The 26,819-nt window shown below is 43.3% G+C and carries 20 protein-coding genes; all 20 read right to left on the reverse strand.

What is annotated here, in order from left to right; all coding sequences use genetic code 11:
- Positions 1-107: 107 nt before the first annotated feature.
- The 20 genes from JRC49_01735 to JRC49_01830 all read right to left on the reverse strand — a co-directional run bounded on the left by JRC49_01735 (position 108) and on the right by JRC49_01830 (position 26,582).
- A complete protein-coding gene (locus JRC49_01735) occupies positions 108-3,962 on the reverse strand; it encodes a hypothetical protein (protein ID QTE71574.1) in 3,855 nt (1,284 codons plus the stop codon).
- A 225-nt stretch (positions 3,963-4,187) separates the two neighbouring features.
- The gene (locus JRC49_01740) at positions 4,188-4,766 is read right to left on the reverse strand and encodes a hypothetical protein (GenBank protein ID QTE71575.1); all 579 of its coding nucleotides are present in this window, start codon (positions 4,764-4,766) and stop codon (positions 4,188-4,190) included.
- 360 nt (positions 4,767-5,126) lie between these two features.
- Positions 5,127-5,702 carry a hypothetical protein gene (locus tag JRC49_01745; GenBank protein QTE71576.1) on the reverse strand — a complete coding sequence of 192 codons (576 nt, stop codon included), beginning with the start codon at positions 5,700-5,702 and terminating at the stop codon, positions 5,127-5,129.
- 144 nt (positions 5,703-5,846) lie between these two features.
- Positions 5,847-6,422 carry a hypothetical protein gene (locus tag JRC49_01750; protein ID QTE71577.1) on the reverse strand — a complete coding sequence of 192 codons (576 nt, stop codon included), beginning with the start codon at positions 6,420-6,422 and terminating at the stop codon, positions 5,847-5,849.
- Positions 6,423-6,425: 3 nt separating this feature from the next.
- The gene (locus JRC49_01755) at positions 6,426-6,737 is read right to left on the reverse strand and encodes a hypothetical protein (protein QTE71578.1); all 312 of its coding nucleotides are present in this window, start codon (positions 6,735-6,737) and stop codon (positions 6,426-6,428) included.
- 51 nt (positions 6,738-6,788) lie between these two features.
- Entirely contained in the window at positions 6,789-7,991 is a 1,203-nt protein-coding gene (pepT, locus tag JRC49_01760) for a peptidase T (GenBank protein QTE71579.1), read from the reverse strand.
- A 48-nt stretch (positions 7,992-8,039) separates the two neighbouring features.
- Positions 8,040-8,444 (reverse strand): hypothetical protein, encoded by a 405-nt coding sequence (locus tag JRC49_01765; GenBank protein QTE71580.1) that lies wholly within the window; start codon positions 8,442-8,444, stop codon positions 8,040-8,042.
- Positions 8,445-8,458: 14 nt separating this feature from the next.
- Positions 8,459-9,052 carry a hypothetical protein gene (locus JRC49_01770; GenBank protein ID QTE71581.1) on the reverse strand — a complete coding sequence of 198 codons (594 nt, stop codon included), beginning with the start codon at positions 9,050-9,052 and terminating at the stop codon, positions 8,459-8,461.
- 30 nt (positions 9,053-9,082) lie between these two features.
- Entirely contained in the window at positions 9,083-9,649 is a 567-nt protein-coding gene (locus JRC49_01775) for a zinc ribbon domain-containing protein (GenBank protein ID QTE71582.1), read from the reverse strand.
- 662 nt (positions 9,650-10,311) lie between these two features.
- Positions 10,312-10,629: a hypothetical protein gene (locus JRC49_01780; protein ID QTE71583.1), complete on the reverse strand. Its 318-nt coding sequence runs from the start codon at positions 10,627-10,629 to the stop codon at positions 10,312-10,314.
- A gap of 14 nt (positions 10,630-10,643) precedes the next feature.
- A complete protein-coding gene (locus tag JRC49_01785; protein QTE71584.1) occupies positions 10,644-11,228 on the reverse strand; it encodes a zinc ribbon domain-containing protein in 585 nt (194 codons plus the stop codon).
- Between the two features lie 106 nt (positions 11,229-11,334).
- Positions 11,335-14,451, reverse strand: a complete 3,117-nt coding sequence (locus JRC49_01790) for a trypsin-like peptidase domain-containing protein (GenBank protein QTE71585.1) — start codon at positions 14,449-14,451, stop codon at positions 11,335-11,337.
- 173 nt (positions 14,452-14,624) lie between these two features.
- The gene (locus JRC49_01795; GenBank protein ID QTE71586.1) at positions 14,625-15,470 is read right to left on the reverse strand and encodes a hypothetical protein; all 846 of its coding nucleotides are present in this window, start codon (positions 15,468-15,470) and stop codon (positions 14,625-14,627) included.
- A gap of 54 nt (positions 15,471-15,524) precedes the next feature.
- Positions 15,525-18,818: a DEAD/DEAH box helicase family protein gene (locus JRC49_01800; GenBank protein ID QTE71587.1), complete on the reverse strand. Its 3,294-nt coding sequence runs from the start codon at positions 18,816-18,818 to the stop codon at positions 15,525-15,527.
- Between the two features lie 44 nt (positions 18,819-18,862).
- Entirely contained in the window at positions 18,863-19,888 is a 1,026-nt protein-coding gene (locus JRC49_01805) for a hypothetical protein (GenBank protein ID QTE71588.1), read from the reverse strand.
- Positions 19,889-19,926: 38 nt separating this feature from the next.
- Positions 19,927-20,826: a hypothetical protein gene (locus JRC49_01810; protein ID QTE71589.1), complete on the reverse strand. Its 900-nt coding sequence runs from the start codon at positions 20,824-20,826 to the stop codon at positions 19,927-19,929.
- Positions 20,827-20,881: 55 nt separating this feature from the next.
- Complete coding sequence (locus JRC49_01815) at positions 20,882-22,723, reverse strand: AAA family ATPase (protein QTE71590.1); 1,842 nt, start codon at positions 22,721-22,723, stop codon at positions 20,882-20,884.
- A 9-nt stretch (positions 22,724-22,732) separates the two neighbouring features.
- Positions 22,733-23,875: a restriction endonuclease subunit S gene (locus tag JRC49_01820; protein ID QTE71591.1), complete on the reverse strand. Its 1,143-nt coding sequence runs from the start codon at positions 23,873-23,875 to the stop codon at positions 22,733-22,735.
- A gap of 24 nt (positions 23,876-23,899) precedes the next feature.
- Positions 23,900-25,402: an SAM-dependent DNA methyltransferase gene (locus JRC49_01825; protein ID QTE71592.1), complete on the reverse strand. Its 1,503-nt coding sequence runs from the start codon at positions 25,400-25,402 to the stop codon at positions 23,900-23,902.
- Positions 25,403-25,529: 127 nt separating this feature from the next.
- Positions 25,530-26,582, reverse strand: a complete 1,053-nt coding sequence (locus JRC49_01830; protein ID QTE71593.1) for a Fic family protein — start codon at positions 26,580-26,582, stop codon at positions 25,530-25,532.
- Positions 26,583-26,819: the final 237 nt, after the last annotated feature.

Here is a 26,819-nt window from a genome sequence, read left to right on the forward strand (position 1 = left end):
CATCGGCCATAGGCCGATATTTCATATTCGGACATGGTCCGAATATTTCACATCTGACGCAGTCAGATATATCATGTTGACGCAGTCAACATTTCATCCTGCCTGCTTTACTTCTTGTTAACGTACTCCAGGAACGCCTCATAGTCCACGCCGTTCACGTCAAACGTCACGGTGACGGTTTCCGGAATCTCGATGGGGTCACCGAATTCCTTCCCGATTTTCGTGATAGTGGCCGTTCCGTCATCGTTCAGGCGGTAGGAAATATCGCCCTGAGTCAGCACAAATGCGCCGTCCTTCAATTCGAGTTTGAACGTCTGTTTCTCTTCCGCAGGCGCTGTTTCGTCAAACGGTACATAATACGGTGAATTCTCCAGTTCAACGACTTCATCCGTTACCTGTTCGGTAGCTTCCGGCTCCTTCACTTCGCCGAAGTCCTGCCAGGACGTTCCCGACTCTTCCGTCTTTTCCTTCACTTCCGGGAAGATGGTACTCAGCGGGAACCTGACAACCCAGGGACCGTCTATCCTGTCTTTGGAGATGTTCACACTCAGGATCAGACTCAATCCATCGATGTCCTCCGGCGTATAGCTGTACATATACTCTTCGTAATACAGATTGCCAACGGACCAGCTCAGAGGCGTATAGGGAATCTGTCTGTCATAACCGGATCTTCCGTACAGAATGCTGTCAATCCACTCAGAATATCCATCCAGGCCGTCCGCCATCCTGATCTGTATATGCAGCTGGTTATCAATCCAGCCGATGCCGGTCACATAGACTCCGGGGATCATTTCAATGTCCAGCGGTTTTGTATAATCCAGAACCTTGTAGTCTTCCGGATTCAGTACCTTGTCCGGATTTTCCCAGTCTCTGTCCCAAAGCTGTTTTGTGGGATGTACACCTTCCACAGGTTCCATGTGTTCCTTCAGGAGCGGAATCAGATCAGCCCAGCCGTTGCTGTCGAAGTGAATACTCCTCATCGTCAGCTTCACGGTTTTTTCATCGCTGGCGATTTCGGACTCATGGGTCAGGTGGAGCAGGTAATAGCACTTATGCTCAGCTTCGTCACAGTACAGCTTGCTGTGCTGGTACGATTCCATGGCTCCGATATCGTCCTCCAGATCCCAGGTATCCGGACTGAAGCCTTCCATTTTTCCATCCAGATCCTGCAGGGAGTACAGATACCAGGTATCTTTGCCTTCTGCATATCCGGAGATCACTTCCATCCGGATACCCTTGCAGTCATGGGTCTCACCGATGGGCTGCAGTTTTTCCCGGACGCCTTGGTAGAAGTAGTCCAGCTGATCCCTGATGATTGCTTCCCCGGACAGGGAGATCACATTATCGGTCGGCAGGCTTTCCGGGGCTCCCAGGAACTGAATGCCGTCAAGGTCAATACCGTAGTACCATTCGGTGTCCTTGATCATGTTGATGACTACCCGTTCATACCGCGAATCTTTGCTTGCGTCCGGCTCCATCTCAACCGTGCAGTAATATGTCTCTTCTCCATTCGCAACTTTTACGTCATCAATCCTGTAGCTCAGGGGCTTCCATTTCAACAGCTCATCAATCTTCCGCTGTGTCTCTTCCCCGCCGACTCTCTGGTCATGTATGAAAGAGTACGGCAGTTCGTCCGTATCGCCCTGCGCCCATCTGCAGAAGAATTCCCAGATGGTATATTTCTTGTAGTCGTGCAGGGTCTCCGGATAGGAGCTGATGTATTGAATTTCCTCCGCCCCTGCAGAGATGGTATTTTCCGCTGCGGTTTCCGGCGCTTCAGTCTTCTCCTCTGTCTTCTCTTCTGTCTTCACCTTCACGTCAGGACAGATCGTGCTCAGCGGGAACTTTATATCCCAGAAACCATATTTCCCTTCCTTGGTGTATGTTGCCTGAACCGACAACTTCAGCTGTTCCGCCTCTTCAGGTTTGTAATTCAACACATACTCCTCGTATGACGTGCTGCCTGTATACCAGCGCAGCGGGCTGTAGGAAAGGTTCCTGTCAGCGAAATAATATTCTTGTCCGTCCATCAGGAGATAAGCATAGCGATAATCATTCGAATCCATTTTGAGCTGCACATGCAGTTTTCCGTCAATCCAGCCGATACCATTAACAGTAATACCAGGCGCCACCTGGAGATTCATAGGTTCACTGCAGTCCAGGATCTTCTTTTCTTCCTCTGTCAGGTCTCTGCCTTCATGCTGGTAATCGCTGTGATACACGTCCGACGGGGCCGTTGTTATGTTCTTCGCTTCTCCGTTGCACTCCGCAGCCAATCCTGAAAGATCTGCCCATCCGGTCTGGAGGAAATATAAGCCATCCAATGTCAGGATAATCTCCCGTTCATTGGTATTGACCATATCCTCGTAGTGGACATGCACCAGATTGTAGTACTTGTGTGCCTTGAGGTCGTGATACAGCGTTTTGGGTGCATACCATTCCAGGTCACCGATATTACTTCTCAGGCTTACATCGAGACTGCAGTCATCGTACTTACCTTCCAGGTCCTCCACGGTATAGTAAATCCAGGCGTCTGTACCCCTTACAAGGCCGGAGATCATCTCAATGCGTACGCCGTTCTTCTCGACGCTCTCGCCGACCGGAATCAGTTCTCCTTCTGCGCTTTCTTCCCGCAGCTGCGCCGCCAACTTATCCCGGACCACATCTTCCGTTGCCAGAGAGTAGACCTTCTGTTTCGGGTTGAATTCCGCAGGTTCCACGGTCTTTATGCCCGCTGCGTCAACGCCCCTTGTCGCGCCGGTATTCACATTGATTTCCACCTGCACGCACCGTGCCGGTTCTCCATCTTCATGGGCCATTTCCAGTGTGCACTGGTATGCCCTGTAATAACCGCTGCCGCCGGCAACTACGTTGTTAATCTGGAAGCTCACCGGTTTTCCCAGTTCCAGCAGGTCATTCACCATTGCTTTCACAGCTGCGCTGCTTGTTCTCTGTTCGGGAACAAAGCATTCCGGAAGCTCATTTGTGTCTCCCTGCGACCATTTGCAGAGGAAGTCAAACAGAAGTTCCTTTTCAACATCACTGGTGAGTTCCGGATATGCATTGGCATATTCCACTGCAGTATCCTTCCCGGCATCTACAGCCGCAGCTTTGACTTCCGGCACCTTTGCTTCGGCATATTCGCCGACGCCCGTGTACAGTTTCACATTGCCGTTAATACACAGTGTACCGGAACCCCATTTGTTATCACCAACGGTCCATACCACTGATCCCGGTTCGCCATACGTAGAATCCTTGCTGGCTTCTTTTTCCTCCACCAGGCTGATCAGGTCAGGACAGTTGCTGATATCCAGCGTCTCCAGCCTGTTGTCCTCAACCATCAGGACCCGCACCTTGGGGTTGTGACTCAGATCCAGCTCCGTCAGTGCGTTGCCGATGGCGCTGATGTAGTACAGCTTTGGATTGTAGCTCACGTCCAGTTCCGTGATCCCGCTCCAGGGGCAGAAAAGCTCCTCCAGATCCGGCATGTTGCTCAGATCCAGTTTGCCCACCGGGTTGCCGGACACTGCCAGCTCTTTCAGTTTTGAATTGTTGCTGGTGTCAATCGTCCCGACGTCGTTCCAGACGAAGTTCAGCTCTACCAGTTCAGGGTTATTGCTCACGTCCAGTTCCGTCAGCTGGTTTTCCCCGCAGTAAAGATTCGTCAGCTTTGTGTTCTTGCTCACGTCCAGTGTCTTCAGTTTGTTGCTGCCGCACGAGAGTTCCTTCAGTTCAGTCAGGTACTCAATGCCCTGCAGGCTTTCAATGTTCCTGGACATCAGGCTCAGTTCTGTAATGCCGTATATTTCGCTCTTGCTGAGTTCCCGGTCATTATTGGCATCAAATTTCAGTAATGCATTCCGGAAGGCAGCGTCCGGGAAATTCTGCTCGTCAATCTTGATCCCCGCTTCTTCCGCTCCTGCGGCAAAGCAAAGTACGCACACCAAAAGCATGCTGATCATGAGAGTAATAATCTTACACCGGTTCTGACGTATCATTCCGTCACATCCTTTCTCCATTTCCCCTTTTCAATTGGGCTCCATATAAACAGACGTGGATCAACCTCGTTTCGTTCATGCTGTGATAATTTTTTTACACCGCTGTTACATCTTTTTCATTTTGATGAACTAAAAATCGGCGTGATCTTTCATCACGCCGAAAGCAAGTGCTATGCCTGATACTTCTTGTCAACTTTCCTTATAGATATACATAACCAGCACAACACCGTCGTTTATATAAAACAAATCCACTTCTGTTTTGTTCCGTAAATCCCATTTCCACACTTTTCCGTGAAGTTCTGATTCCTCCACGATCGGAGCCTCTCCGATTTTGCTGGTCAGTTCCTCCTGGATCGTATTAAAAGTTGTTCCCGGATTCTCTGTGTTATTACTAAAACTGTCATCTGTGAAATAATGCATAAAGCAAGTGCGGCCATATGCCACAACGATCAGTTCGCTTCCTTTGGTTTTATACCCAAAGGCTTCGCTGCTTTTATACATTTGACATGTTGCCACTCCAACCTTGGTAACTTCACCTGTTGGAATATATCCTGCTTTCTGCACTTTTTCATCCGCATATTGAAATGATGTATTCCCATGCAGAATTACTTCCCCGGGCAATACCGGCACACGCCGTTCACTGTTCAATGCACCATATGTATAGAATGCTGCAGCTATGATCAAAACAATGCCAACAAAAATGAGGACCTTTTTGATATCCATTCCGTACTCTTTGTTGTACCATTTTTCGTCCGTTCTGTTGTCCATTATGCTGCCCTTCCGTATCTGTCACCTTACTGGCGCCATTATATCTTTCATGCTTGCCGCAAGGCAACATCCTTTTACATCACAACCTGCATTCCGTCCATCGCGGCACCGATGGCCTTCCCGATGACAACATAAACCACCACACACGCCAGCACAATTGCCACAGACTTTAGCACCCCAGACTTCATAATCATCTTCATTCTCCGTTCAGTATTTACGCAAATCACATTTCCCTCGCCGTAGCTACCACATCATTCATTTTTTTATGAATGATTTCCGATAAAAATGTCATCCTGAGCAAGGGGTACGAAGGGAGCGCAGCCGAAGGATCTAGTTTTAAGTCTTAAGTTTTAAGTTCGTTTATTTATTATAAACGTACATCAGCATCAGGTTCTTGTCTCCCATATACAGCACCACAGCTTCGGTACTGGCCTTCAGCGTCCAGAACAGGTACTTCTCCGTTCCGTAACCGTCTTTCCCTTCCTCCGGTTCTTTGCCGATGATCTTTGTCAGTTCTTCCACAACCGTCTTGCAGATCTCTCCCGGGTTATCCAGGTTGGATGATTCCGTATCCTTGAACACGTGCACAATCTGCAGGCTTCGGTTTTCCGGGTTCTTGGTTTCCGACAGATAACTGTACTCCGTTGTATAGCCGCAGACATCCACGCCCTCGTAATACTGATTCGTCACATCCTTATACTGCCGGCTTAACCCCATTGGTTTAAACCCGGCGTCCTTCAGTTTCTCATCCGCCCTTTGAAAGCTCATACGCCCATTCAGGATCACTTCTCCGGGCAGCGCCTCATGCCTCTGCGTGCACCACCTGTATGTCATCCAGGCGAAGCATATGATCAGGACAAACACCGCCGCCAGTATCAGCGCCTTGCCTGTTTCCCGGCGTGTGTTTGTCTTTACGGGATCGTCATTCCTTCGCATGCCTTCACCTGTCCTTCTGTTATGATACTCTCATGATAATCTGCCTCCTGTTTCAATGTCATCACTGTGATGTAACAGCCATGTAAATTCAAAAAAAGAATCCTTTCTCAGGATTCTTTTTCCATATTCTTCCTGCTGTGCCGGTCACTTGGTATAGGAGTACATCAGTTCCCAGAGCCCATTCTGCATATAGCCCATGATTACCGTTGATCTGCCTTTCAGTTCCCAGTACAGAAAGCCTTCTTCCTCTGTCGGTTCCTTTCCCAGGCTTTGCGTCAGTTTCTCCCGGACGTCGGTAAAGCTCTTTCCGGGGTTCTCCATGTTTGTCAACGGGTCTTCCGTGAAACAGTGGATAATCGCCAGCATATTGCTCTTTTTACCAAGAGCAGTATACCCCAGTAAGCTGATATCCGCCTTATGGCCGTATACTTTCCGGCCCTCGTACCGCTGTACCTGCGCATCTTCCGGGGAAACGTCGCTTTCCACGGGCACAAACCCGGCTTCCCTCAGTTTCGCGTCCGCTTCTTCAAAACTGATATCTCCGTTCAGCAGCACTTCTCCGTCCAGTGCCACCTTCCGTTCAGTTTCCTGTGTTTCATTCCGGATCAGCGCTCCGCCCAGGATAACAACCGCAAGGACGAATATGATCACCCGCAGGTTGGTTCTCCCTCTTTTTCTGATCTTGTCCCTCTCCATAGAGAAATTGTCATAGTTCTGCATACGTCATTCACCTTTCTTCTTAAACCAGATCTCCCAGATACTTCCCACAATGCCTATGCCCATAACCACCATGCAAATGTCACCCAGCCAGGAAAGCCCCGGGATATAGCCTGTCAGCCACAGAACAAACCAGGCAATCAGCACCACTACCGGAAAAGTCAGCTTTGCGTCAGGCCTGATCCAGCGCCATTTCCTGGCATATCTTATTCCATCCGGCTGCGGATCAACAAAGGTTTCATCCTTAAACGTCAGCTGCTGTTTCTGCTCCATCTCATCCAGGAGTTCAAAGTTGGACCTTTTTCCGTTCTCAGACACGTTAACCCTCCGTAGTCACAGTAACTGTCATATTGGCTTGCTGCCATTATTTCATTTCACACTCACGAGTGTTACCAGTACTTCCGTCATCTTTTCCATCGCCTGCACCGGTATCAGTTCTTTCCTTCCGTGGAAATTGTATCCGCCGGTGGACAGGTTGGGACACGGCAGTCCCCGGAAGGACAACTGGGCGCCATCCGTTCCACCCCGAATGGCCTTCACAATGGGTTCCACACCGTTGTCCAGGAAAGCCGCTTTTGCCCGCTCCAGGATTTCCGGATGCTGCTCCACAATCTCCTTCATGTTCCGGTAGGAATCCCTCAGTTCAACCGAGACCGTTCCGTCCCCGTACTTCTTATTGAGCACTTCGCAGGCAGTGTTCATCATCTGCTTGCGGCCTTCCAGCTTGCGAATGTCATGATCCCGCAGGATGTACTTCAGTTCCGCGGCTTCCTCATTGCCGCTCATTTCCATCAGGTGATAGAACCCTTCATACCCTTCGGTATGCTCCGGCCGCTCCCAGGGCGGCAGCATGCCGGCAAACTCCATCGCCACCAGGGACGCGTTGATCATCTGGTTCTTCGCGCTGCCGGGATGGATATTCACACCCTTCACCGTTACCTTGCAGGATGCGGCGTTGAAGCACTCATATTCCAGTTCGCCCAGGGCGCCGCCGTCCACCGTATAGGCGAACTCCGCCCCAAAGCCGGGAATATCAAACAGGTCCGCGCCCCGGCCGATCTCCTCGTCCGGCGTGAATGCCACGCAGATCTTCCCGTGATCCGGCGCGTCCGGCGCCAGCATCTTTTCACACAGGGTCATGATTTCCGCAACCCCGGCCTTGTCATCCGCTCCCAGCACGGAATCCCCGGAAGTCACGATCAGATCCTGGCCTTTCAGGCTTTCCAGGAAGCTGAAGCCGCTGATCTCCACCCCGTTCTTCAGGCGGATCACGCTGCCGTCGTAGTTCTCAATCACCTGGGGCACAGTCTTTCCGGGCACTGCGTCTGATGTGTCCATATGGGCGATCAGCCCGATGGCCAGCGCGTCCGTCTTTCCCTTTGCGGGGATGAATCCGTACACATAGCCGTGCTCATCCATCCGGGCTCCACTTACGCCCATTGCCTGCATTTCCTTTACCAGCATTTCTCCCAGCACCTTCTGTCCCGGTGTGGAAGGGCAGCACTCATTGGCCTCACAGCTGGTAGTTTCCACCTGCACATATCTTAAAAACCGTTCTTTCACACTGCTCATGGATTGATTGCCTCTTTTCTTTTGCTTTCTCTGTTGTTGCTGCCGCCGTCAGAAGAGCAAGCCTTCCTTTCTCATCTGTTCCTCGTACAGCATGATCTTTTTCAGGTTTACCGTTCCCGGAAGGGAAAAGACCTTTATCTTCCTGATCCGGACATCTTCGCCGGAGTAATACCTGCAGAAAACAGTTTCGTCTCCCAGCTCAGACACCCGCTTATTCCCTGCTGTCAGCTTATACCGGTATGCCGCCTTTTCCCCGGGACTGTACAGGTAGCCGATGACCTTATCACCGCACCGAATACTCCATACCACATTGCCGAAATACGGCACATATCCGGCCAGCTGCTTCATCAGGTCCGAAAGACGCGCCTGTTCGTCCAGAACCAGATCCTTTTCCTCCGGTCCGGCGAAGTCATCTCCCAGGCACACGCTGGAACGTGTCGCGCGAATCCGCATATTCCTTGTTCCTCTCAGTTCACAAACAGGTTCTTGCGTCTGGCATAATAGGTGCTGTTGATCCCCAGCATCATGATGTTCTTCATGATATCCAGGAGCGTAAGCCTGTCAATTTTCGACTGCGGGAGAATCCTTCCCTGCCAGACCTGCAGAACCATGGGCACAATGATGCAGATGATATACATCACTTTCAGGGAAGAAGGACCCTCTTTCTTGTATCTCCGCAGCCTGTTATACACCGTGATCGCAAATACCCCGATGGCAATCTGCGCCACGCCGCAGAAAACAGTATAGGTCTGTAGTCCCTTAACCGTTTTGAAGAAAGCAATCCATTCCGGATCACGATACCGGTTCATATATCCGATGCCGGTGATAATGCTCCAGATGGCATTCACGATCAGGAAGAAGAGCAGAACCCTGTGCCAGATCATCCCCTGTTCGCTGTTGATAACCTTCTCTGCCTTCTTCGGCCTTTCCGGATGCCAGCGGTATTCTTCCGCAATACTGGGCTGATATGCCGCTGCCGTCTCTCCGTATTCCGCCCCGCAGTTAGGACAGTACTTGCTGGTGTCGTCAAACTCCGCGCCGCATCCTGCACACTTTTTCATTTCCGCTGCCCTCTTCCCTTGATTCTGGACTTAATTGACAAACAGTTCACTGCGTTTGGCGTAATATGAGCTGTTGATGATCAGCATCACAACCAATCCGATGATATAACAGCAGTTCCAGACATTGAACATATTCGTGTTCATAGCAGAAGACATCCAGCTCAAATTAACGATGTTGAGGACAATTCCCAGCACATACATGACCTTCAGGGAAACTGGTCCGTTCGACCTATATCCCTTCAGCCGTTTCCATACGATGACCTGAAATACGCCCATAGCAATGCGTGTCACATTCATAAACCGGTAGCTATTCACCAGTTCAGAATACTTGTTCTTATATTCTGTGATATCCATCAGTCCGCGAGGTGTCAGCACGTTCTCTCTCATGATAAAAACGATGCCTATCAGGACATTTAAAACCGCCCCGATGATCAGGAGTGCCAGCACGATACTATGCCATTTCATCGGATACTCTGCTGCCTTGGCTTCAGACACAGTGATCCCTTCACCGCTTTCATCCTGAAGCACAGTGTCGCAGTACGGGCAGACTTTACTGCTTCCCTTGACGGGTGCGCCGCAGCTTGTACAGTTTTTCATCTCCGGGCCTCCTGACTCAGCTTGAACACTCTGGTGACATTATAACTTGCCACTCCGCGGGTGTCGAGTAACAATCCTGTAAATTCGAGTGTTTTTAGTGTTTAGTGTTTGAGTGCTTTACCTTTCGTCATTTTCCCGAATCATACTTTGCTCCCGTTGCAAGGAACATCTTAACCTGCATGATGTCATCCTGAGCAAGGCCGCAGGCCGCGTCGAATGGATCTCCCCGCCGTTGCGATAATGTCATTCCGACTGTAGCGTCAGCGAAATGGAAGAGTCCCTTACTCAGTGCCGCAGGCACAAAAAAACTGCAGACACTTTCTGTCCACAGTCACTTCGCATCTTAATGCTATCACGCAAAACCACTTTACGCAACTACACGTTACTATACATTACTATACGATTTAGAGAATTATCACTTTCTGCCCACAGTCGCTTCACATACTAACATTATCACATGGCAAGGATACCGTTCAAGTGATTTTTATGGAATTATAGTGAAGTATCAAAATCGCCCCGCCGGAGCGTCCACCCTGTCATCTCAACCAATGCGATATGTTTCCGCGATGGTGTCATTCCGACCGACCGAAGGGAGTGGAGGAATCCCTTACTACGTCCGAAGGACGCTTTATTTTTCAGTTTTCAGTTTTAAGTTTTAAGTATTAATTGGTTTCTTCCAGGTATCTTACCTTTTTTCCCGTCTTCTTCGCGTACTCAATCTCCGACCTGGTGCTGCTTCCGATATATCCCCCTACGTTAATCACATAAATCTCATCCGCCATGTCGATCTTCCGCTTATGCATATCATCCAGCATTTCCTTGGTGCCTTCTGTCCAGACCTCATTATCCCCGGAGTGTCCGAACATGCCTACGCTGATAACAATATTCCCTTCCAGGGTCAGCCGTTTCTGGGCTTCCATGAATTCATCCTTGAAGCGGGTACTTCCACAGAGGGTAATCACTTTATACTTTCCAACCATGGTTATAGATCCTCTCAGTTCACAAATATATCCTTGTGTTTGCTATAGTAAATGCTGTTGACAACCAGCATCAGAATATCAGGCAAAAAAGAATCAGCTATTCCCGTCATCGACAGATCAGCATTCGGTGATATGGAAACCAGCCACATCGTAAGGATCAAAGATCCTGCAATACTCATCCCGTACAGTATCTTCACAGATCCGGGACCGCTTCTCATATACTTTCCCAGCCGGTATAAACAGATCACTGCGAAAACGCCAATGGCTATATTCTCTATCCCAATACCAAGAAACAGATTCCTCACTGGAACCATACTTTCAGGTACATCTGAGTCAACATAACCTCTCAGTATGGAAAGGCCCCTGATCAGGCAGCGTACAGCCCTTATCCCCACAAGGAACAATACAATCTTATGCCATAGCATCATCCCTTGTGTATTGTTTATTATCTTCTTTTCCTTCTTCGGTTGCTCCGGCTGCCCGCCGGATTCTTCACTGTTTCCGGCAGGACGTTCCTCCGGCCCGTACTCCGTTCCGCAATAAGGGCAGAATTTGCTGGTATCGTCAAACGTCGCACCACAGGCTGTGCATTTTTTCATAGCTAGCCTCCTGGGTAAGATGTGAAACAATTCTGGAGACATTATAGCTGGAGAGATGGTGGTGTGTCGAGAGATAATACTGTATCCTATTATCCTCCCATATATTTTAGTAATACCAATTTATTCGACTAATAATCACTGAAGGCACCCCATCTAACACACCCCAAGAGGAGTATTCTTCATTAACCTGGCCTTCTACTGTTATGCTGGATATTCTATTAATCATTCCTAGTAAGTCCTGTGTTTTATTGTCCCATCCCCAACTCTTATAATCTTCCAGGACAATCTCAACATAAGAGTTACCTGAATAACACAACAAATACACATCACAATTATCATTGTTCTGTGCCAAACTCTTTGCGATTAAAGTATTTTGAAAATTACCATCTCCTATATCAATTGTCCAGTTACCAATCTTCAACCCGCTTAATTTTACATATTTTCCTTTATAAAAATTCTTGCTTCCATTAAGTATTGAAATACTTATGGGTTTATAATACGGAGATACATATTGGCTCACTAGATTTGCATTACTTTCAACTGTATATTTCTTTGCTATAACTTTATAAGTATAATAATTGCCAGTTTCAACTTCTTTATCTACCCATTTGGATTGTGTGGTTGTCCCTAAAAGAATTGAACCTCGCCACACTTCATAGTTAATTGCTCCTTTTACCTTTGACCAAGTGATTGTTACAGTATCGTTTTTTACTGACATCTTCAGATTGCGAGGTTTCTCTGGTTTTTCAACGTTTAAAGAGATGATGGCATTATATTCATCTTTAGTAATAATACCATCTTCCCGCAATCCAAGAGCTTTTTCCGCTTTCTTTATACTGTTTGTATATTTATTTTCATATACACTATGCTTCTCTGTTAGTTTCTGAATAAATGAAAGATCCGTAAGTTTCTCCAGTAATGCCTGAACGTTACTGCTATCATCTCCCGTACATATAGCATCTGATAATTCCATATATTCATCTATTGTAATAAAACCGTCGTTATTAAATCCAAAATGTTCTTCTATTGTTTGTACATATGGGATGTACTCTTCTTTGTAGATTTTAGTATCAATTTTCCCTTTTGTTTTGATACCAAGAAGTTTTATATATACCAATATTTCTTCTACATGATCTCCTTGACTTTCTGGTTTTATCAATTCATACTGTCCAAATTCATCTGCATAATATTGTATTACTGTTGCGATATTCCCTTGTTTTACCAACTGATCTATCCGTTGTTTTTTTACATTCAACAATTGCTCTTCAGAATCAAGATAATCTTCAGCCATTTGATAGTATTTTATTGCTACAGTCAAATTGCTTTTCTGCTTAAACTGTGCTATTGCATAGCATATTTTCTTATACAACTCTATTGCATTAGAATTAGACTTATATGCATCAAGCTTTACGAGAAGACTTTCTAAATCCGTACATTTTTTCTCTGACATTGCTTCAGGGTTTGTATAAATACTTTCATATTTGTACTGTATCTCTGCAACGCTTGCCTTAACAACCATTTCATCTGCATCACCGAATCCAGAAATCTGCTTATATAGTTTTATTGCTTTTTCGAAATCATTATTATCAAATGCTTCTTTAGCCGCAAGGTAAACCTTGTCCTTTTCTTCTTCCTCAATAGATTTGATTCTATCTTTTGCATCTTTATAGTCTCCAGCTTTAGAAAACAGCTTCTTAGCATTATCTTTTTCACCATTCTCTATAGCCATCTCTGCTTCTTCATAATATGATCTTAGGATAATAGTACTTGCATCCTGATAATCCCCTACCTTGTCCAATGTTTTTCTGCATTGTGTGTAATCCTGCTCATTCAACAAGCTTAGTCCTTTAGCATAGTATACTGCTTTTATCTGCTCAGTTGCATCCGAGTACGATCCAGCGTTCTGGAATGCTTCCACTGCTCTGTCAAATTCCCCATCATTGAGGAGTTTAACACCCTCATCATAAAATGCTTTTAAATAACGGGTGTTCTCTCCTTTAATCTGCTCTTTTGCATCACTGTAATCCCCTGCCATTGTAAAGGCTTTGACTATGTCATCGTGATCTCCATTATTGTCTTGTAAATAAATACCCTGTTCATAATAACATTTGCTTATTCGGGATTTTGCCTCCACATGATCTCCTGCATTGGTTTTATATGAACCGCTGTTATATGATCCAAGTGCTTCCAGAATTGTTATAGCTCCGGCATAATCATTTTCTGATTCTTTTTCAATTGCCACATTAAGTGATTCAATTAATTGTATATGGTTCTGACCACACTCTCCACAGAATTTGTTGCTGCTATTGATCTTGCCGCATACGCATATCCAATATGGTTTTTCAGCTCCACATTCCTGGCAGTATCTGGTTGTATTCTCTTTTCCACAATTCAAGCAAATCCATGTTTCTGTCGTTGAAGAAGATTTCTGAGACGTCACTTCTTTATCTGTTGACTCAGTAGCAGCAATGTTATCATGCTTATACACACCTGAAAAATCCATTTTGGCGGTGTGTTTATGATCACGAAATGTATATTCTTTACCATCCCAGGCATTATACATAGCCTGTGCCACAGCAATATTCACAGCAAAATTAAGATTCTGAGCGTCTGTACTCTCTCCGTACTCGTCTTTGCTTTTATATATTGCCGATGTTACACCTATTACTTTTCCATCATCATTAAATAAAGCACCTCCGCTGCTTCCAGGCGAAATCGGTGCAGTAATCTGTATCTCAGGTATTCCTTCTGTAACAAACTGATAACTGACAATGCCTGTTGATACAGTGTTCTTCAATCCTTTAGGACTGCCAATAGCTACCACTGGAGAACCTCGTTTTAATTGATCATCCGGATACAACTCCAGTGCTTTCAGTTTTGTTTTCTCAGAGAAACGCAAAATCGCTATATCCGAGTTTTCATCTGCGCATAAAACTTTGTCCAATTCATATGTATTGTCATCATCATCTGACGCAATAACAACTCTCGCGCCATCAATTACATGGTAATTTGTTATAAGTGTTGAACTATCAAAGGCAACAAACCCACTACCCGTTGCAAACGGTTCTTCATCAAACATGCTCTCATAAACATATATTTTTAACACAGATTTAGCAGCTTTCTCGATTGCGTCCGCATCACTTGAAAAGCCTCCAGCCAATGTACAAGAAGCTATAGCAATACACAGTATAATGATACCCAAACTGATTAAGAGTTTCCTCATAGAGATTCCCCTCTCGCCATGGTATGATCTGTTATCTAAAGGCGTTTCTTCTTTACTTCTACATAGTTTCTAGTTGGTTTTATTCATCATATCATACAACAATGTATCAATAAAGGTTTTTCATAAATATATAAAGAAATCGTCGTTTCAATGCGACGATTTCCTATAACTTATTACTCATTTATTTGTTCGATTCCGCTATCAACATTATGATTATCTGTTGAGTTTGAATCTTCGTGGTCTCTTTTACCCAGTTCGGTCATACGTATTGTCCCATAGATCATATTCAATACCTTTATACAATCTAAGCGTGTATATTCTCTATTGCTTCGTCCGTGTACTATCCAGTGACGATTTAATAACTCTGGTTCTTCTTTTTTGAAATCACTATCACTGCCAAATGAATCAAGAGCGTCTTTATATGTTAATAACAAAACATAATCTTCTGCTTCGAGATCGTCTATATAAAAGTCGCCTCTCTCTTTGATTCTTTGATGTATTGCTTCCACGCGTGGTTTAATATGCACATTCTTAATTTGTTCTGATCCTTCGGATAGCATCCTATCCAACACTATTGTAAATGTCAATATTGCAGAATTATATTCATTTCGATATAAAGCAGATACACCCTGTTCAAAAGTTAGATTATGTGCCATCCCATTTCGGATTAAATCTATCGTTTCTTTTACAAAGTCATCATTCTCTATGTACTTTTCAATTGCGCCATCAATCACATAAGACTTACCTGCCGTGTTTACCTCTTCAACCAATTCTATAGAAACTTTCTTCCTCAGCACATATTGATTTTGCCCCAGATTATTAACCGCTTTATGTGTTGCAGAAATCTCGCATAGCTTTTCTAAGGCCGGCAAATAATAATCTATGTTAGCTTTTATCGTTTCTGATATTTCTTTATAGGGTTGAAAAAGCGTTATCAATGCTTGTCCAATTTGTTGAACATCAATAGATTGTATGCTTTTAAATATCGGTAAATCTTCTAAAGCCTTTACTATTCCCACAAGTGCTTCGTAATTGTTTGAATTCAATATCATCACAAACCTTTCAATTACCTTTTACGCACCCAAAGCATTTGCATTAATCTGATCAATGGTCTTCTTTATTCCAGCCCACATTTCCATATCAAACACATCCACAATACTTCCCTGATCAGTAAACGGAGGATCCTGCAATACAGAGAAGTCCTTCAGCATACCATTATGCACGATATACTCTACAATCTGGTTCACAAAGTAGATCTGTCTGCTGTCCAGCTGTGTGTTACCCAGATATTCTGCAAAAGCTGTTTTAGCTGCATTCATATCCAGGCCAACAATACCGCGGACAAACTCGCCCAATGGTACAGAACCAATTTCTCTCTCATAATCCTGCTTGCTGCCGATCTCGCTCCACAGGATTCGCTCCAGTTCTGAAACGTCCTGCTCTGTCAGCGGAATATTACCCTTCAGTTTTGCAATGACCTCCTGATCCTGGTGTTGACGAACATAGAACTCTGCTTTGGCTTTATAATTTTTCAGGTCATCGCTTTCCAGTTCAGACTGTTTCCAGTCTATAGCTAGTACTTCATCATCGAAATTCGTTTGGTAGATGATCTTCTCTACAGGAATATACTTGATCAGATCACGAAGGCTCTCCCGGATATGCTCAAACTCATTAATTCCCGCATTGTCCAGGTAGTCGGTATGTAGGATCTTGTTAATCAGATCACTCTGAGCCATAATCTCCGGGATGTTTGCAACACCCGCAATAGCTGAAACCTTGTTTAGCAGATCATGACGGGCTCTGGAGTATTTTTCTCCCATCAGGTATGCCAATTCAATTCCATACATCAAGGCATCAAAACGTAAGGCTTTGGGATCATCCTGTTCCGGCTCAATCAACGGTGCCAGTTCGTCTTTTATATCCAGCGTGTTTTCATAGGTCAACGCTTCATAATTTACCGGATCTCCATACTGTTCCACTGCCTTCAGATGCTGCCGCACTGCAAAGTGCTGCCGATCCAGTGCTTGGTCTTTCTCCAGCATATCCTGTACCAGTGTTTCACGGAAGGTCATCAGCGGTTCAGTCTGATAAGCCAGATCCTGAAGTTTATAAGCAATCTGGGCTTTCAAGAAGAAAAGCGCACCCGCCAGTGCCATGGTATTGGTTGTCGGCCGTCCTTTATTCATCCGGAAGAATTCAAAGTTTCCGCAGAAGTCAAAGATATAGAACTTGCTCTTATCCTCCCCATCGATCAACCCGGGACAAAGCCTGGTTCCGCGGCCAATCATCTGCCAGAACTTAGCTTTACTCATCACCTTTTTGAAGAATACCAGATTCAGCACTTCCGGCACATCGATACCGGTATCCAGCATATCCACAGATATAGCAATCTGAGGGAGCTTGTTGGGTTCAGAGAATTCGTCTATAGCGCTCTGAGCATAGGTCATATAGTTATCAATGACCTTTGCGTAATTCGTCAGGTTTGGATAACTCTTGCCGAATACTTCCAGTACTTTTTCCGCATGAGTATGATTCTTTGCAAAGATAATGGTCTTACCGATCTTATTTCCGTAATCGATCTTCAATCCATTTTCCATCAGTATACGCAGTACTTCGCGAATAGTATCCTCATTGAAGATCCATTCGTTCAGAGCAGAGGATTCGATGCTTTCAGGAAGATCACCGTTTTCGTCCTCAAAAGTATTTTCATAAGCTTCTTTATCTTCATCCGACAGCTCATCATATACAATACCCTGCTGGATGAATTTCAGTGTTGTTTCCACACTGATAAAGTCCACCAAATATCCGTCTTTTACAGCCTGTGCCAGTTCATATCCATAGGTAGGCACACCTTTTTCAAGGTCAAAGATATCATAAGTGTTTTTATCAATATCATCTTTAGGTGTAGCAGTAAGGCCCACCAAAGGAGCATCAAAGTAGTTAAAAATGTCCCTGTACTTGTTATAGATAGAACGGTGTGCTTCATCACAGATCAGCAGGTCAAAATGCCCACTGGTGAACAGTTTTTCTCCCTGTTCATCGTGAATTGTATCAATGCAGTTGAACATTGTCTGATAAGTCGAGAAAACACAGCGAGCATCACAGTTCTCTTTATCTTCACAAAGATTCACCACGGACAGATCAGGCATCAGATTGACAAAATTCCGTTTTGCCTGGATCACCAGCGAGTTACGGTCTGCCAGGAAAAGAATGTTCTTCACCCATCCTTTTTCAAGCAGTACTTTGCACAGGGCAATCACCGTGCGGGTTTTGCCGCTGCCGGTAGCCATGACCAGCAAAGCCTTCCTACGGTTCTTTTCATCAAAGTTTTCACAGACAGCCTTGATTGCTTCTTCCTGATAATAGCGTCCGGCGATCTTCTTATCTACCTGTACATAGTTCAGCGGTAAACGCATCCGTTGCAGGTTAAACAGTTTCTCCAGATCCCGCTTGCTGTAAATCATGGCAACCCTGCGTTCCGGATACTTGTTGTCTACAATCCTGGTTTCAAAACCATTGGTCAGGAAAACAACCGGCCTACGATTATGTTGTTTCTCCAGCAAATCAGCATACAGTTTCGCCTGCTGGCGTCCCTTTGCCACATCAACGCAAGTGCGTTTGGCTTCGATCACAGCCAGTGCCTTACCATCATCCCCATAAAGTACATAATCCGCATAGCCCACTTCGCTCTTGTTGGGCATACCAGGCAGTTCCACTTCGTCCAGCCAGTCTTTTCCCTTAGTCCAGCCTGCGTCCTGAAGCATAACGTCGATATAGAGCTTCCGAGTCTTATATTCAGATATTTCAAGAGGCTTGGGCGTATATGTCTGCTGTTGTTCTTCTCGTTTGGCTGTCAGTTCTTCCCGAAGCTTTGCGTTCTCCTGGATCAGTTCTTCCAGCTTGGTTTCGGTTTCCGGAGGCAATACAGCTACAGGTGCAGTCTGTGCTTCCAGCAAAGCCAGATCAAACTGGCCGGATGTATAATTATCGCCATAGCAATAGGCTACATAATCCAGGAACACCCAAAGATTCTGAAGGCACAATGCTGCCTGTTCTTTGGTAATCTTCTTTGTATCATGAGCGGCACTGTTTCCAACCTTACGGATGAAATCCAGTCTACGGTACAGGTTATCATCTATGATCTCTCTGAATTCCTCTGTACTCAGCAAACTGACCAACTTATCATCCCAAGGCATAGCAAGAGCACTGTCAACAGAATACATCCATTTGACAGCATTCTCCATCGCCCGCCGACATGTCATCACACAGGCTGCAGGATCTATGGAATAGATCTTTTCAGCAGCAATGGCCGGCTCAGCGAAGGAAACAAATCCTGGGTTGGCTGTGAGGAAATCAAAGTTGGTCATGGGATCACCTCTGGCAAGAGCTTATGTTTATCATCAAATTTATATTACTCTTCCTTTTTTCGAACAAACACTTTCTTTGTGTTTTCGATTATGAAAATTCTTGGAATAATGCTTGTTAACTCTGTTTCAGTATATTTTGAATAAGATGCTAGTTTTTTTCTCTCTTCATCTTTTAACTCAGACCATCGATTAATGGAGATCATATTTGATGGATTCTTATTGTAACAATAATCAATAAGAAAATGATTTTGACTGCTTTTTAGCCATTTCATTAGCGAGCTAAACCATCTTGCATCTGTAATCCCCATAGACATACCATATAGACAAATTATGTTACTATTCATAATCATCTGTTCTGCATCATCATACCACAATACACTTATCTCATTTATACTTTCAGATTTAATCATGATGCTTCTAAATTGTTGATTTTTCAATAATTCTTGATTTGCAATTTGGGTTTCATCATTTACGCCAAAGATAGGATACTCAGTCATTGTTCCATGGATATGTATTATTCTATTCATGAACATCCGACGATCAATACCAGAAGCACGCCAAGTGTGTATTGCATTTTTGCCATATTTAGAGACATATTTATCAAGTACACTAGTGTAATTATAGGTTATAAAATTGATTTCAATATTGTCATTCATTCCTGTTGGATAAATATTTTCAATTTGTATTTTTTCTTTCGGGCGAAGTTCAGAATAATATGCGGACAATCCGTTAACAAAACCTTGTAACTCTTGATTGATTGTCTCCGAATCAATTCTAGCTTCTTCCAATCTTATATATTCCAACAATTTAGTACGTGCATCATTGTAACACTTTATAAAGTCTTGGACAGTCTCCAAAGTAAATTCAGTGGTATACTGCCCTAGACCTTTTTCAAAATCCGACCAGTATTCACCGTTGGTTAGCATATCGTCTTTTATATGCTTTTTGAAAGCAATTATAGTAGCATCGTCACATGGTTGATCACAATACCAATCTTTAAAATCTCTATATGACGTTTTCAGCCCCATTGAAATATCGAAACCATTTCCAATCAAAAAAGTCACTTTCATATCAGTATCACCTCATAAAATAGATAGAAGAAACAACATCAGCATTTTTCTTTATGGAGCTGAACTAAGAATACTATATTGACCGCCACTAATCCTATAACATATTTAGCATAACTATCTGGTATGTCTATTACTTCTTCTCCTTGCCCATGTCCTGAAGTTCTGTTTCGCACCATTGGCGCACCACTGACTAATGCTGTAGCAACAGCATTTAGCTGGCTTTCAGTGTATTCTGGAAAAAAGCAATTGGATTTCAATATTTCAATAAGTTTCTTCGCCGAATCCCTTTCATGATCAAACGCGTATTTATTCTTCAAACAAATGGTTTTCATTGTGCTTTCGAAAGCCTTCTCGGCCTCTATTATAGCCACTTTATTTTCTCTATTTCTAAGAGCTTCAAATGCATTTTTATACTCTTCTTCTGCTCCTTTGAATCCATTAGCATGTAGTAGATTCAATGCTGGTTTAATATACTCTTTATGTATAAACATATCATTAATGGGAATCAATTCCCCACTAATAAACTCATACCCATATTTATGTTGTTGAAATCTATAGTTCAATTCAGCAATAGAGTTTTTCACATATGCTTGTGTTTGCGTATAGTGTAAATTAGTTGCAAGTACCTCTGATACATGAAAAGCAAAATCTATGAAATCCAACAAATCTTCATCCGATGATTTATCAATATAACTTTCAATTTTACTAGGATAAAAGCTATGGTCATCATCCATATTTTTTATCCCTTTTTCTCTGCAAAACCTATTATGTATTTCCATCCATATGTTATCACTAGTATAGTATTTATTTATTTCATTAATCATATCCTTGATAATATAAAACACTTGATTTCTAAACGGCGCTGAAAAGTTATCATAAGTATATACATCAACTTCTTCTGTTTGCTTTTTATTCCGTTCTGTAAAAAGCTTAAACATTAGCTTCCTCCTTGATATACAGCGTCCTCAAATAAATCAATTTGAATTATTCTATTCATGAACAAAAATCTTGACTAATCTTCTCCAGCACTGAAAAAATCTTTTCAAACTCAGCAAATGATATATCCTTGAATCCTTCTCTATCTTCTTTAATTGCATCAACAAAGCGAGCTTTTGAAATACTATAATCCCCCGTACCATCTAGATTTGTCACATATGCATTTGATTCATGTTCTATTATTTTTATGGTTTTTGCTACTTTTGCTCCATCCTTATAATGATATGGCTTCTCGATGTGAATTCCTGTCTTGTGGAATTCGTTTCCTATAAACAACCTTTTGCCATCTAATTCTAGTTTTATTTCATTATCTGTAAAATAATGTTCTATTGATATTTGATCCTTTTCTCTTCTGTTATGAGGAACTGGAATAGCAAAAGCATATACATTGTCTATAAATTTTTCATATTCCTTTAGTCGTATATCTGATTGCTCATCTCCAGATTGTGATAATAATTTTGTATCTCTGTCAAACATGCCTATAATCGGAGATGTGTGTTGTTTGTTGTCTCGTAATTCCCGTAAATACCTCAACAACACATCATTGTTTGATGTTTTATCACACGCAATTGGCTGAATATTCCAATTGGCAAAGGAAGTCTTTCCCAATTTTTGTATTGCAATTTTGAGTAAATCAGCGTCTGTCTTTCCCTCGGTCAGTATTGTCGGAACAGTGATATTCACCAGTTTCCTTCTCAATCCTTCTATTTCTGCGTCTTTTATCTCATTTTCATCTTCTAACTCTCTAACTTTATCAATAAAATGTTTATATAATTCTATATATCCTAGTTCTTCATCCAACCCAGTATTCTTGTCTAGAAGCGCTGTCCTGCCGTCTTGACAGCCTATTATTTTGATGCTTTTTATATTCGGCTTTTCTTTAAAGAACGATGGGGAATGACTTGTAATAAATATCTGACTATTCTTACAGTAACAATTCTCAAATTCATCTGCAACTTGAATACAACGTCTATACTCATATGAGTTTTCAGGTTCTTCAAATCCCCAAATGTACTTGTTCTTCGATTTCGTTGCCACATAATTCAGTATTTTGGGAATATAGTGTGTTCTAATCCCATCTCCTCTTTTGTCAATAGCTACTGTTCCTTTTGCATTTTTTGTTTTTACCTCTGTATTTATCTGCAGCAATCCTTTTGCATAGTTTAGAGTATTCGGCATCTCAACATAATTGTTTATCCCCGTCGCAGTATAAAAATCATCTTGCAACTCTTTAATAATACTCTGAATTGCCTTGTTTGCAGCATCAATTGGGGCGTCAAGTATTGGTTTGTTTTTTGAATCAAACAGACTATTTTGTAATACATTTAGCGCATAACTAAATATGCGTTCATCCTTAATTGCAGGTATATATATAAATTTTATCCTATTTAGAAAAGTACTTAAGAACGTTGTCGTCGTCTTTTCAGAATATTTTATACCTTGCTTACGCGCATACTGCTGCATTCTAGTCTGAACGTCTGACGTTGTTTTAGGTTCCATGGAATGCATGTCCCATCTCTTTGTAACAGTAAATGTAGGGGGCAATGAGTTCTGCATCATATCACCGCGTTTAAAACGTACCGATATAGAAATAAACTGTTGACCACGTATTGTATCCTTGCGAACATCTTCTTTTCGATCCAAAGAATAATCATCTACAAAATTATATAGTTGTAAATAGTCTGTTTGTTGATTGAAAAACAAATTTAGTGCTTTAAGAATATTGGACTTTCCAACATCGTTTTTTCCTGCGAGTACTGTTATATCCTTACAATTGTCAAGAGTTAATGTATATACTGATCTGAAATACCGGATAGTAATGCTATCAATCAACTGCATATTATCACCTCAACCAAAGTAGTCTTGCATCAAACTATCAAACATCATTTGTGTTTCTTCCAGTGCTTTCTGAACAATAACTTTTGATTTGTCGACCTGGGAGACGAAGTCAGCAAAGTGTTCCTGCTGTTCAATTGGAGGAACTATGAATTCTTTATCTTCCAGTTTGGATTTCGACAGTATGCCCTTCAAAGCCATACTGATGTCCTCGACAAGATACTCCTTTGACAGTTGTAACATCACGTATAGAAAGAGTGTGTTGTACGATTCAGGGATGATAGCATTGATCTGTTGGTTAAAGGATACCGTTCTGTCAGTAACACATACTCTTCCGATACTCGCAATGCTTCCTGCAATACAAGCCATAAGTATAGAGCCGCTGTCAACCGTTCTTCCGACTCTCATACCCTCTTCTGACAGAGATTCAGTCGCCTTTGTTGGATGTAGTTGACCTGCAACAATATTGTCTGTTTTAATCCATTCTATATGATGGCCATAATGCTCGGGAACTGACCTGGAAGGCGTGTTGCCAGTTACAATGTTGCAAGTCAGCTTCAACTTCTCCTTCTTATAGCCATACGGGTTAAGTATTATATCGCCAAACATCTCGACAAATCGGGCTTTGATGAGGGAATCGAGGGCACGGAGCTGGCGCTGGCGTTGGCTGATTATCCTATTGATTGCATCAAGCAGATCTGCAATCGTCTCCTGTTCTTCAATATTTGGGACGTTGATTACTATTTTCTCGAGACCTGCGTTTGTTATTGCTTTTTGTGTAGCTCCGGAGCAGTGCTTATCTTTTTGTGCAAGAAACATTTGACTTGTGAGCAGATGATAAAGGCACCTCTCTGTTAGTATACCTTTCTTCGGCCGCACAGCACAAAACCCAGTCGAATAGATACTCTCGGCAAGGGCATCCGTTACTAATAGTGTTTTCTTTGTGCCCTGCATCTTTGCAAACAGTACATCGCCTGCAACAGCTACGAGATTAGCTCTTGATGGTCTTCCAGCATAATCAACGGTCTCCGTGTCGGCATCAACTATGTGATCTATATCTATAGCTCCAGTGCTAACGTATTTTTTCGTACCTGGAAAAGGTGGGCAAGCTGTTCCTACAACATCGACACAATCAACAAATGTGAGATTTCGCATCTCATCACCCCCATAAATCCAAATTTACTGTTTCAACAGTTGTTCCAGTTCATCCATCTCTATGTTGATTTGCTTTTCCAATTCTCTCAGTTCAGACATGATCTGCTCTGTCGGTGGATATTCCACAGGTTTATATTCAGTCTTCTTATATTTGTTGATCGACAGATCATATTCATTCTGGACAATTTCATCCTTAGATACTAAAAAAGATTGTTCTGTGCGTTCACGATTTGTTTCACTTTTCAGATTGCCAAATCTCGCAATGATATCCGGAATATCGTTTTCTTTTGTTTCTGAACGCTTATCATCCAAGGTGAAGCCATCGGCTTTCATATCATAAAACCACACATTGTCAGTTCCGCCATGGTTGGTTTTTGTGAAAATTAACACTGCCGTGCTTACACCGGCATAAGGTTTAAACACACCTGAAGGCATTGAGATGACTGCTTCCAGCCGGTTGTTCTCAATTATTTCTTTCCGGATAGCTTTGTGTGCTGTTGAGGAGCCGAACAATACACCATCCGGTACAATACAGGCACAGTGTCCGCCTGTTTTAAGCATTTTCAGGAAAAGCGCCAGGAAGAGGAGTTCTGTCTTTTTGGTTTTGCAGATTTTGAGAAGGTCTGTACTGACTGTTTCAGCATCCAGGCTACCTTTAAAAGGCGGATTTGCCAGAATCAGGGAATATTTCTCACGATCTGGGTTCTGGTCACTGAGGCTGTCACGATATTCGATAAAAGGGTTTTCCACGCCATGAGTCATCATATTCATAGCGCCAATACGGAGCATGGTACGGTCCATATCGAAGCCGGTGAACATGAGGTTCATGTAGTGGTCTTTGTTCTGTTTGTTGAAAAATACTTCTGACTTTTTGTTTTCCTTCAGGTAGTCACTGGCAGCTACGAGGAAGCCGCTGGTACCGCAAGCCGGGTCACAGATCAGGTCATCCGGCTTGGGCTGCATCAGATCTACCATCATCCGAATGATATGACGGGGTGTGCGGAACTGGCCGTTCACGCCAGCAGTGGACAGCTTTGAAAGCAGATATTCATAAACATCGCCACGGGCATCGGTATCGCTGATCTTTGCCATCTGTTCATAGATGCCGTCCATAGCTGTGACGATCTTATCCAGCATCAAGGGAGTAGGCACTTTGAAGATAGCATCACTCATGTATTTAGAGTAAGCGCTTTCCTTATCTCCATGCAGGTTCTTGATAAAAGGAAATACCCATTCCTGCATCACGCTATACATCTTCTGAGCAGGAAAATCATGGAACACACTCCATTTCATCTGGGTACCATCAATGGTCTGTGTACCAATCTGCACTTCCTCAGCAAAGATGCTCTCGAACGGCAATCCCAGCATGGCACATTCCTTTGCCCTTAGAGTATCGGTGGTATCCAAATCATGAATGAACATGAGGTAGGTCATCTGCTCAATTACGTCCAGAGGATTAGTCAGACCACCCATCCAGAATATTTCCCAAAGACCGTCAATCTTATTTTTCAGTTCCCCGGTAATCATGCTTTATCTTCCTCCCTGTGATCGTCACATCTGCTCTGTCTTCACCTTCGGTTCGCCAATCGCATGTTCCTGTAACAAGGGTGGCATTAACCGCTTTGACTTCGCTTTGCTCGTCAATCGCGGATGCTCACTCCCAGTTCCAGGTATAAGATGTATAGCGTCCGCCGCCAATCTTAATGATCTTTTTATCTGCAAGCAATTCCCGTAATGTTCGCTGAATGGTCACCTGGCTGATATCCGGGCACTGCTCCATAATCTGAATTTTCGTTATCTGTCCGGTAGTCCCCCGAATAATCTCAGCGATCCTTCCCGGCTTTGTCAGTCCTTTTGTGATCAAAATATCCACTCTGGAATCAAAGTCACGATATGCTGCAATGATGATTCCCAACATATACCGTACAAACGGCAGATAATCATTGGTACCTTCATGCCAGTCTGTAGAACTGGCTTGCAGTACTTCATAATAGGTTTCTTTACTATCCGAGATTATTTTTTCCAAGCTGATGTATTTTCCAACAATATAGCCGGAGCGATACAGAAGCAAAAGCGTCAACAAACGGCTCATACGCCCGTTTCCATCATTAAAGGGATGGATGCATAGAAAGTCCAGAATAAACATAGGGATCAGCAGGAGCGGATCTTTCTCCGGATCTTTGAGTGCCTCATCATATGCATTGCATAGTTCATCCATAGCTTGAGGCGTTTCCCAGGCAGAGACCGGAATAAAACGCGCTCTTTTTGTGCCGTCAGGCAGTTCTTCTGCAATAATGTTGTCTGCGTTTTTATAATTTCCACCAATAGAAGCATTACTAAACTTATACAGATCGCGATGAAGTTGAAGAATATGATTAGGTATTATACGAATATAATCATAATTGTCATGAATCGTTGTCAGGACATCCCGGTATCCGGCAATCTCCCGTTCATTTCTCGATTTGGGCATAGTTTTATCCCGCACGAGCTGTTTTAACCTTGCATCCGTTGTAATAATGCCTTCAATACGGTTGGATGCATCCGTACTCTGGATTTTTGCAATTTCCAGAAGCTCGGCAAGTACATCGGCATGTGCAGTTATAAAGAGATTCTGCTGCCCTTTCTGTTCATGGATTTGATTCGTAAAAGATACGATCTCCGGTGTCAGCAGTTTCTTGTATGTATTCTGATAATCAAAATTTCTCATCAATTGCCTCTTTCTGCATTTCAATTTAGTCATTTGTACACATTTTGATCAAATTGATTTTATATTTAATTTGATCAAAAGTCAATTCAATTTGATCATTTTGCTTTCAAATGATCAAATTGAATACGATTGTGATCAAATTGAAACCAGAAATACATCTTTCTATGTTGAGAAAAAAATGAATACAATCCCCTTAAGGTACAATTAAGCAACCCGGGTTATATTATCCCCGTCAAC

The organism is Clostridiales bacterium FE2011 (assembly GCA_017569305.1).
Classification (GTDB): domain Bacteria; phylum Bacillota; class Clostridia; order Christensenellales; family Aristaeellaceae; genus Aristaeella.

Excerpts from the sequence above, each read along its gene's own strand:
- JRC49_01810 (QTE71589.1), bottom strand. The coding sequence starts at position 20,826 with ATGTTTAAGCTTTTTACAGAACGGAATAAAAAGCAAACAGAAGAAGTT.
- JRC49_01815 (QTE71590.1), bottom strand. The coding sequence starts at position 22,723 with ATGCAGTTGATTGATAGCATTACTATCCGGTATTTCAGATCAGTATAT.
- JRC49_01770 (QTE71581.1), bottom strand. The coding sequence starts at position 9,052 with ATGAAAAAGTGTGCAGGATGCGGCGCGGAGTTTGACGACACCAGCAAG.
- JRC49_01780 (QTE71583.1), bottom strand. The coding sequence starts at position 10,629 with ATGGTTGGAAAGTATAAAGTGATTACCCTCTGTGGAAGTACCCGCTTC.
- JRC49_01820 (QTE71591.1), bottom strand. The coding sequence starts at position 23,875 with ATGCGAAATCTCACATTTGTTGATTGTGTCGATGTTGTAGGAACAGCT.
- pepT (QTE71579.1), bottom strand. The coding sequence starts at position 7,991 with ATGAGCAGTGTGAAAGAACGGTTTTTAAGATATGTGCAGGTGGAAACT.
- JRC49_01825 (QTE71592.1), bottom strand. The coding sequence starts at position 25,402 with ATGATTACCGGGGAACTGAAAAATAAGATTGACGGTCTTTGGGAAATA.
- JRC49_01805 (QTE71588.1), bottom strand. The coding sequence starts at position 19,888 with ATGAAAGTGACTTTTTTGATTGGAAATGGTTTCGATATTTCAATGGGG.
- JRC49_01830 (QTE71593.1), bottom strand. The coding sequence starts at position 26,582 with ATGAGAAATTTTGATTATCAGAATACATACAAGAAACTGCTGACACCG.
- JRC49_01800 (QTE71587.1), bottom strand. The coding sequence starts at position 18,818 with ATGACCAACTTTGATTTCCTCACAGCCAACCCAGGATTTGTTTCCTTC.
- JRC49_01775 (QTE71582.1), bottom strand. The coding sequence starts at position 9,649 with ATGAAAAACTGTACAAGCTGCGGCGCACCCGTCAAGGGAAGCAGTAAA.
- JRC49_01735 (QTE71574.1), bottom strand. The coding sequence starts at position 3,962 with ATGATCAGCATGCTTTTGGTGTGCGTACTTTGCTTTGCCGCAGGAGCG.
- JRC49_01745 (QTE71576.1), bottom strand. The coding sequence starts at position 5,702 with ATGCGAAGGAATGACGATCCCGTAAAGACAAACACACGCCGGGAAACA.
- JRC49_01765 (QTE71580.1), bottom strand. The coding sequence starts at position 8,444 with ATGCGGATTCGCGCGACACGTTCCAGCGTGTGCCTGGGAGATGACTTC.
- JRC49_01785 (QTE71584.1), bottom strand. The coding sequence starts at position 11,228 with ATGAAAAAATGCACAGCCTGTGGTGCGACGTTTGACGATACCAGCAAA.
- JRC49_01750 (QTE71577.1), bottom strand. The coding sequence starts at position 6,422 with ATGCAGAACTATGACAATTTCTCTATGGAGAGGGACAAGATCAGAAAA.
- JRC49_01790 (QTE71585.1), bottom strand. The coding sequence starts at position 14,451 with ATGAGGAAACTCTTAATCAGTTTGGGTATCATTATACTGTGTATTGCT.
- JRC49_01740 (QTE71575.1), bottom strand. The coding sequence starts at position 4,766 with ATGGACAACAGAACGGACGAAAAATGGTACAACAAAGAGTACGGAATG.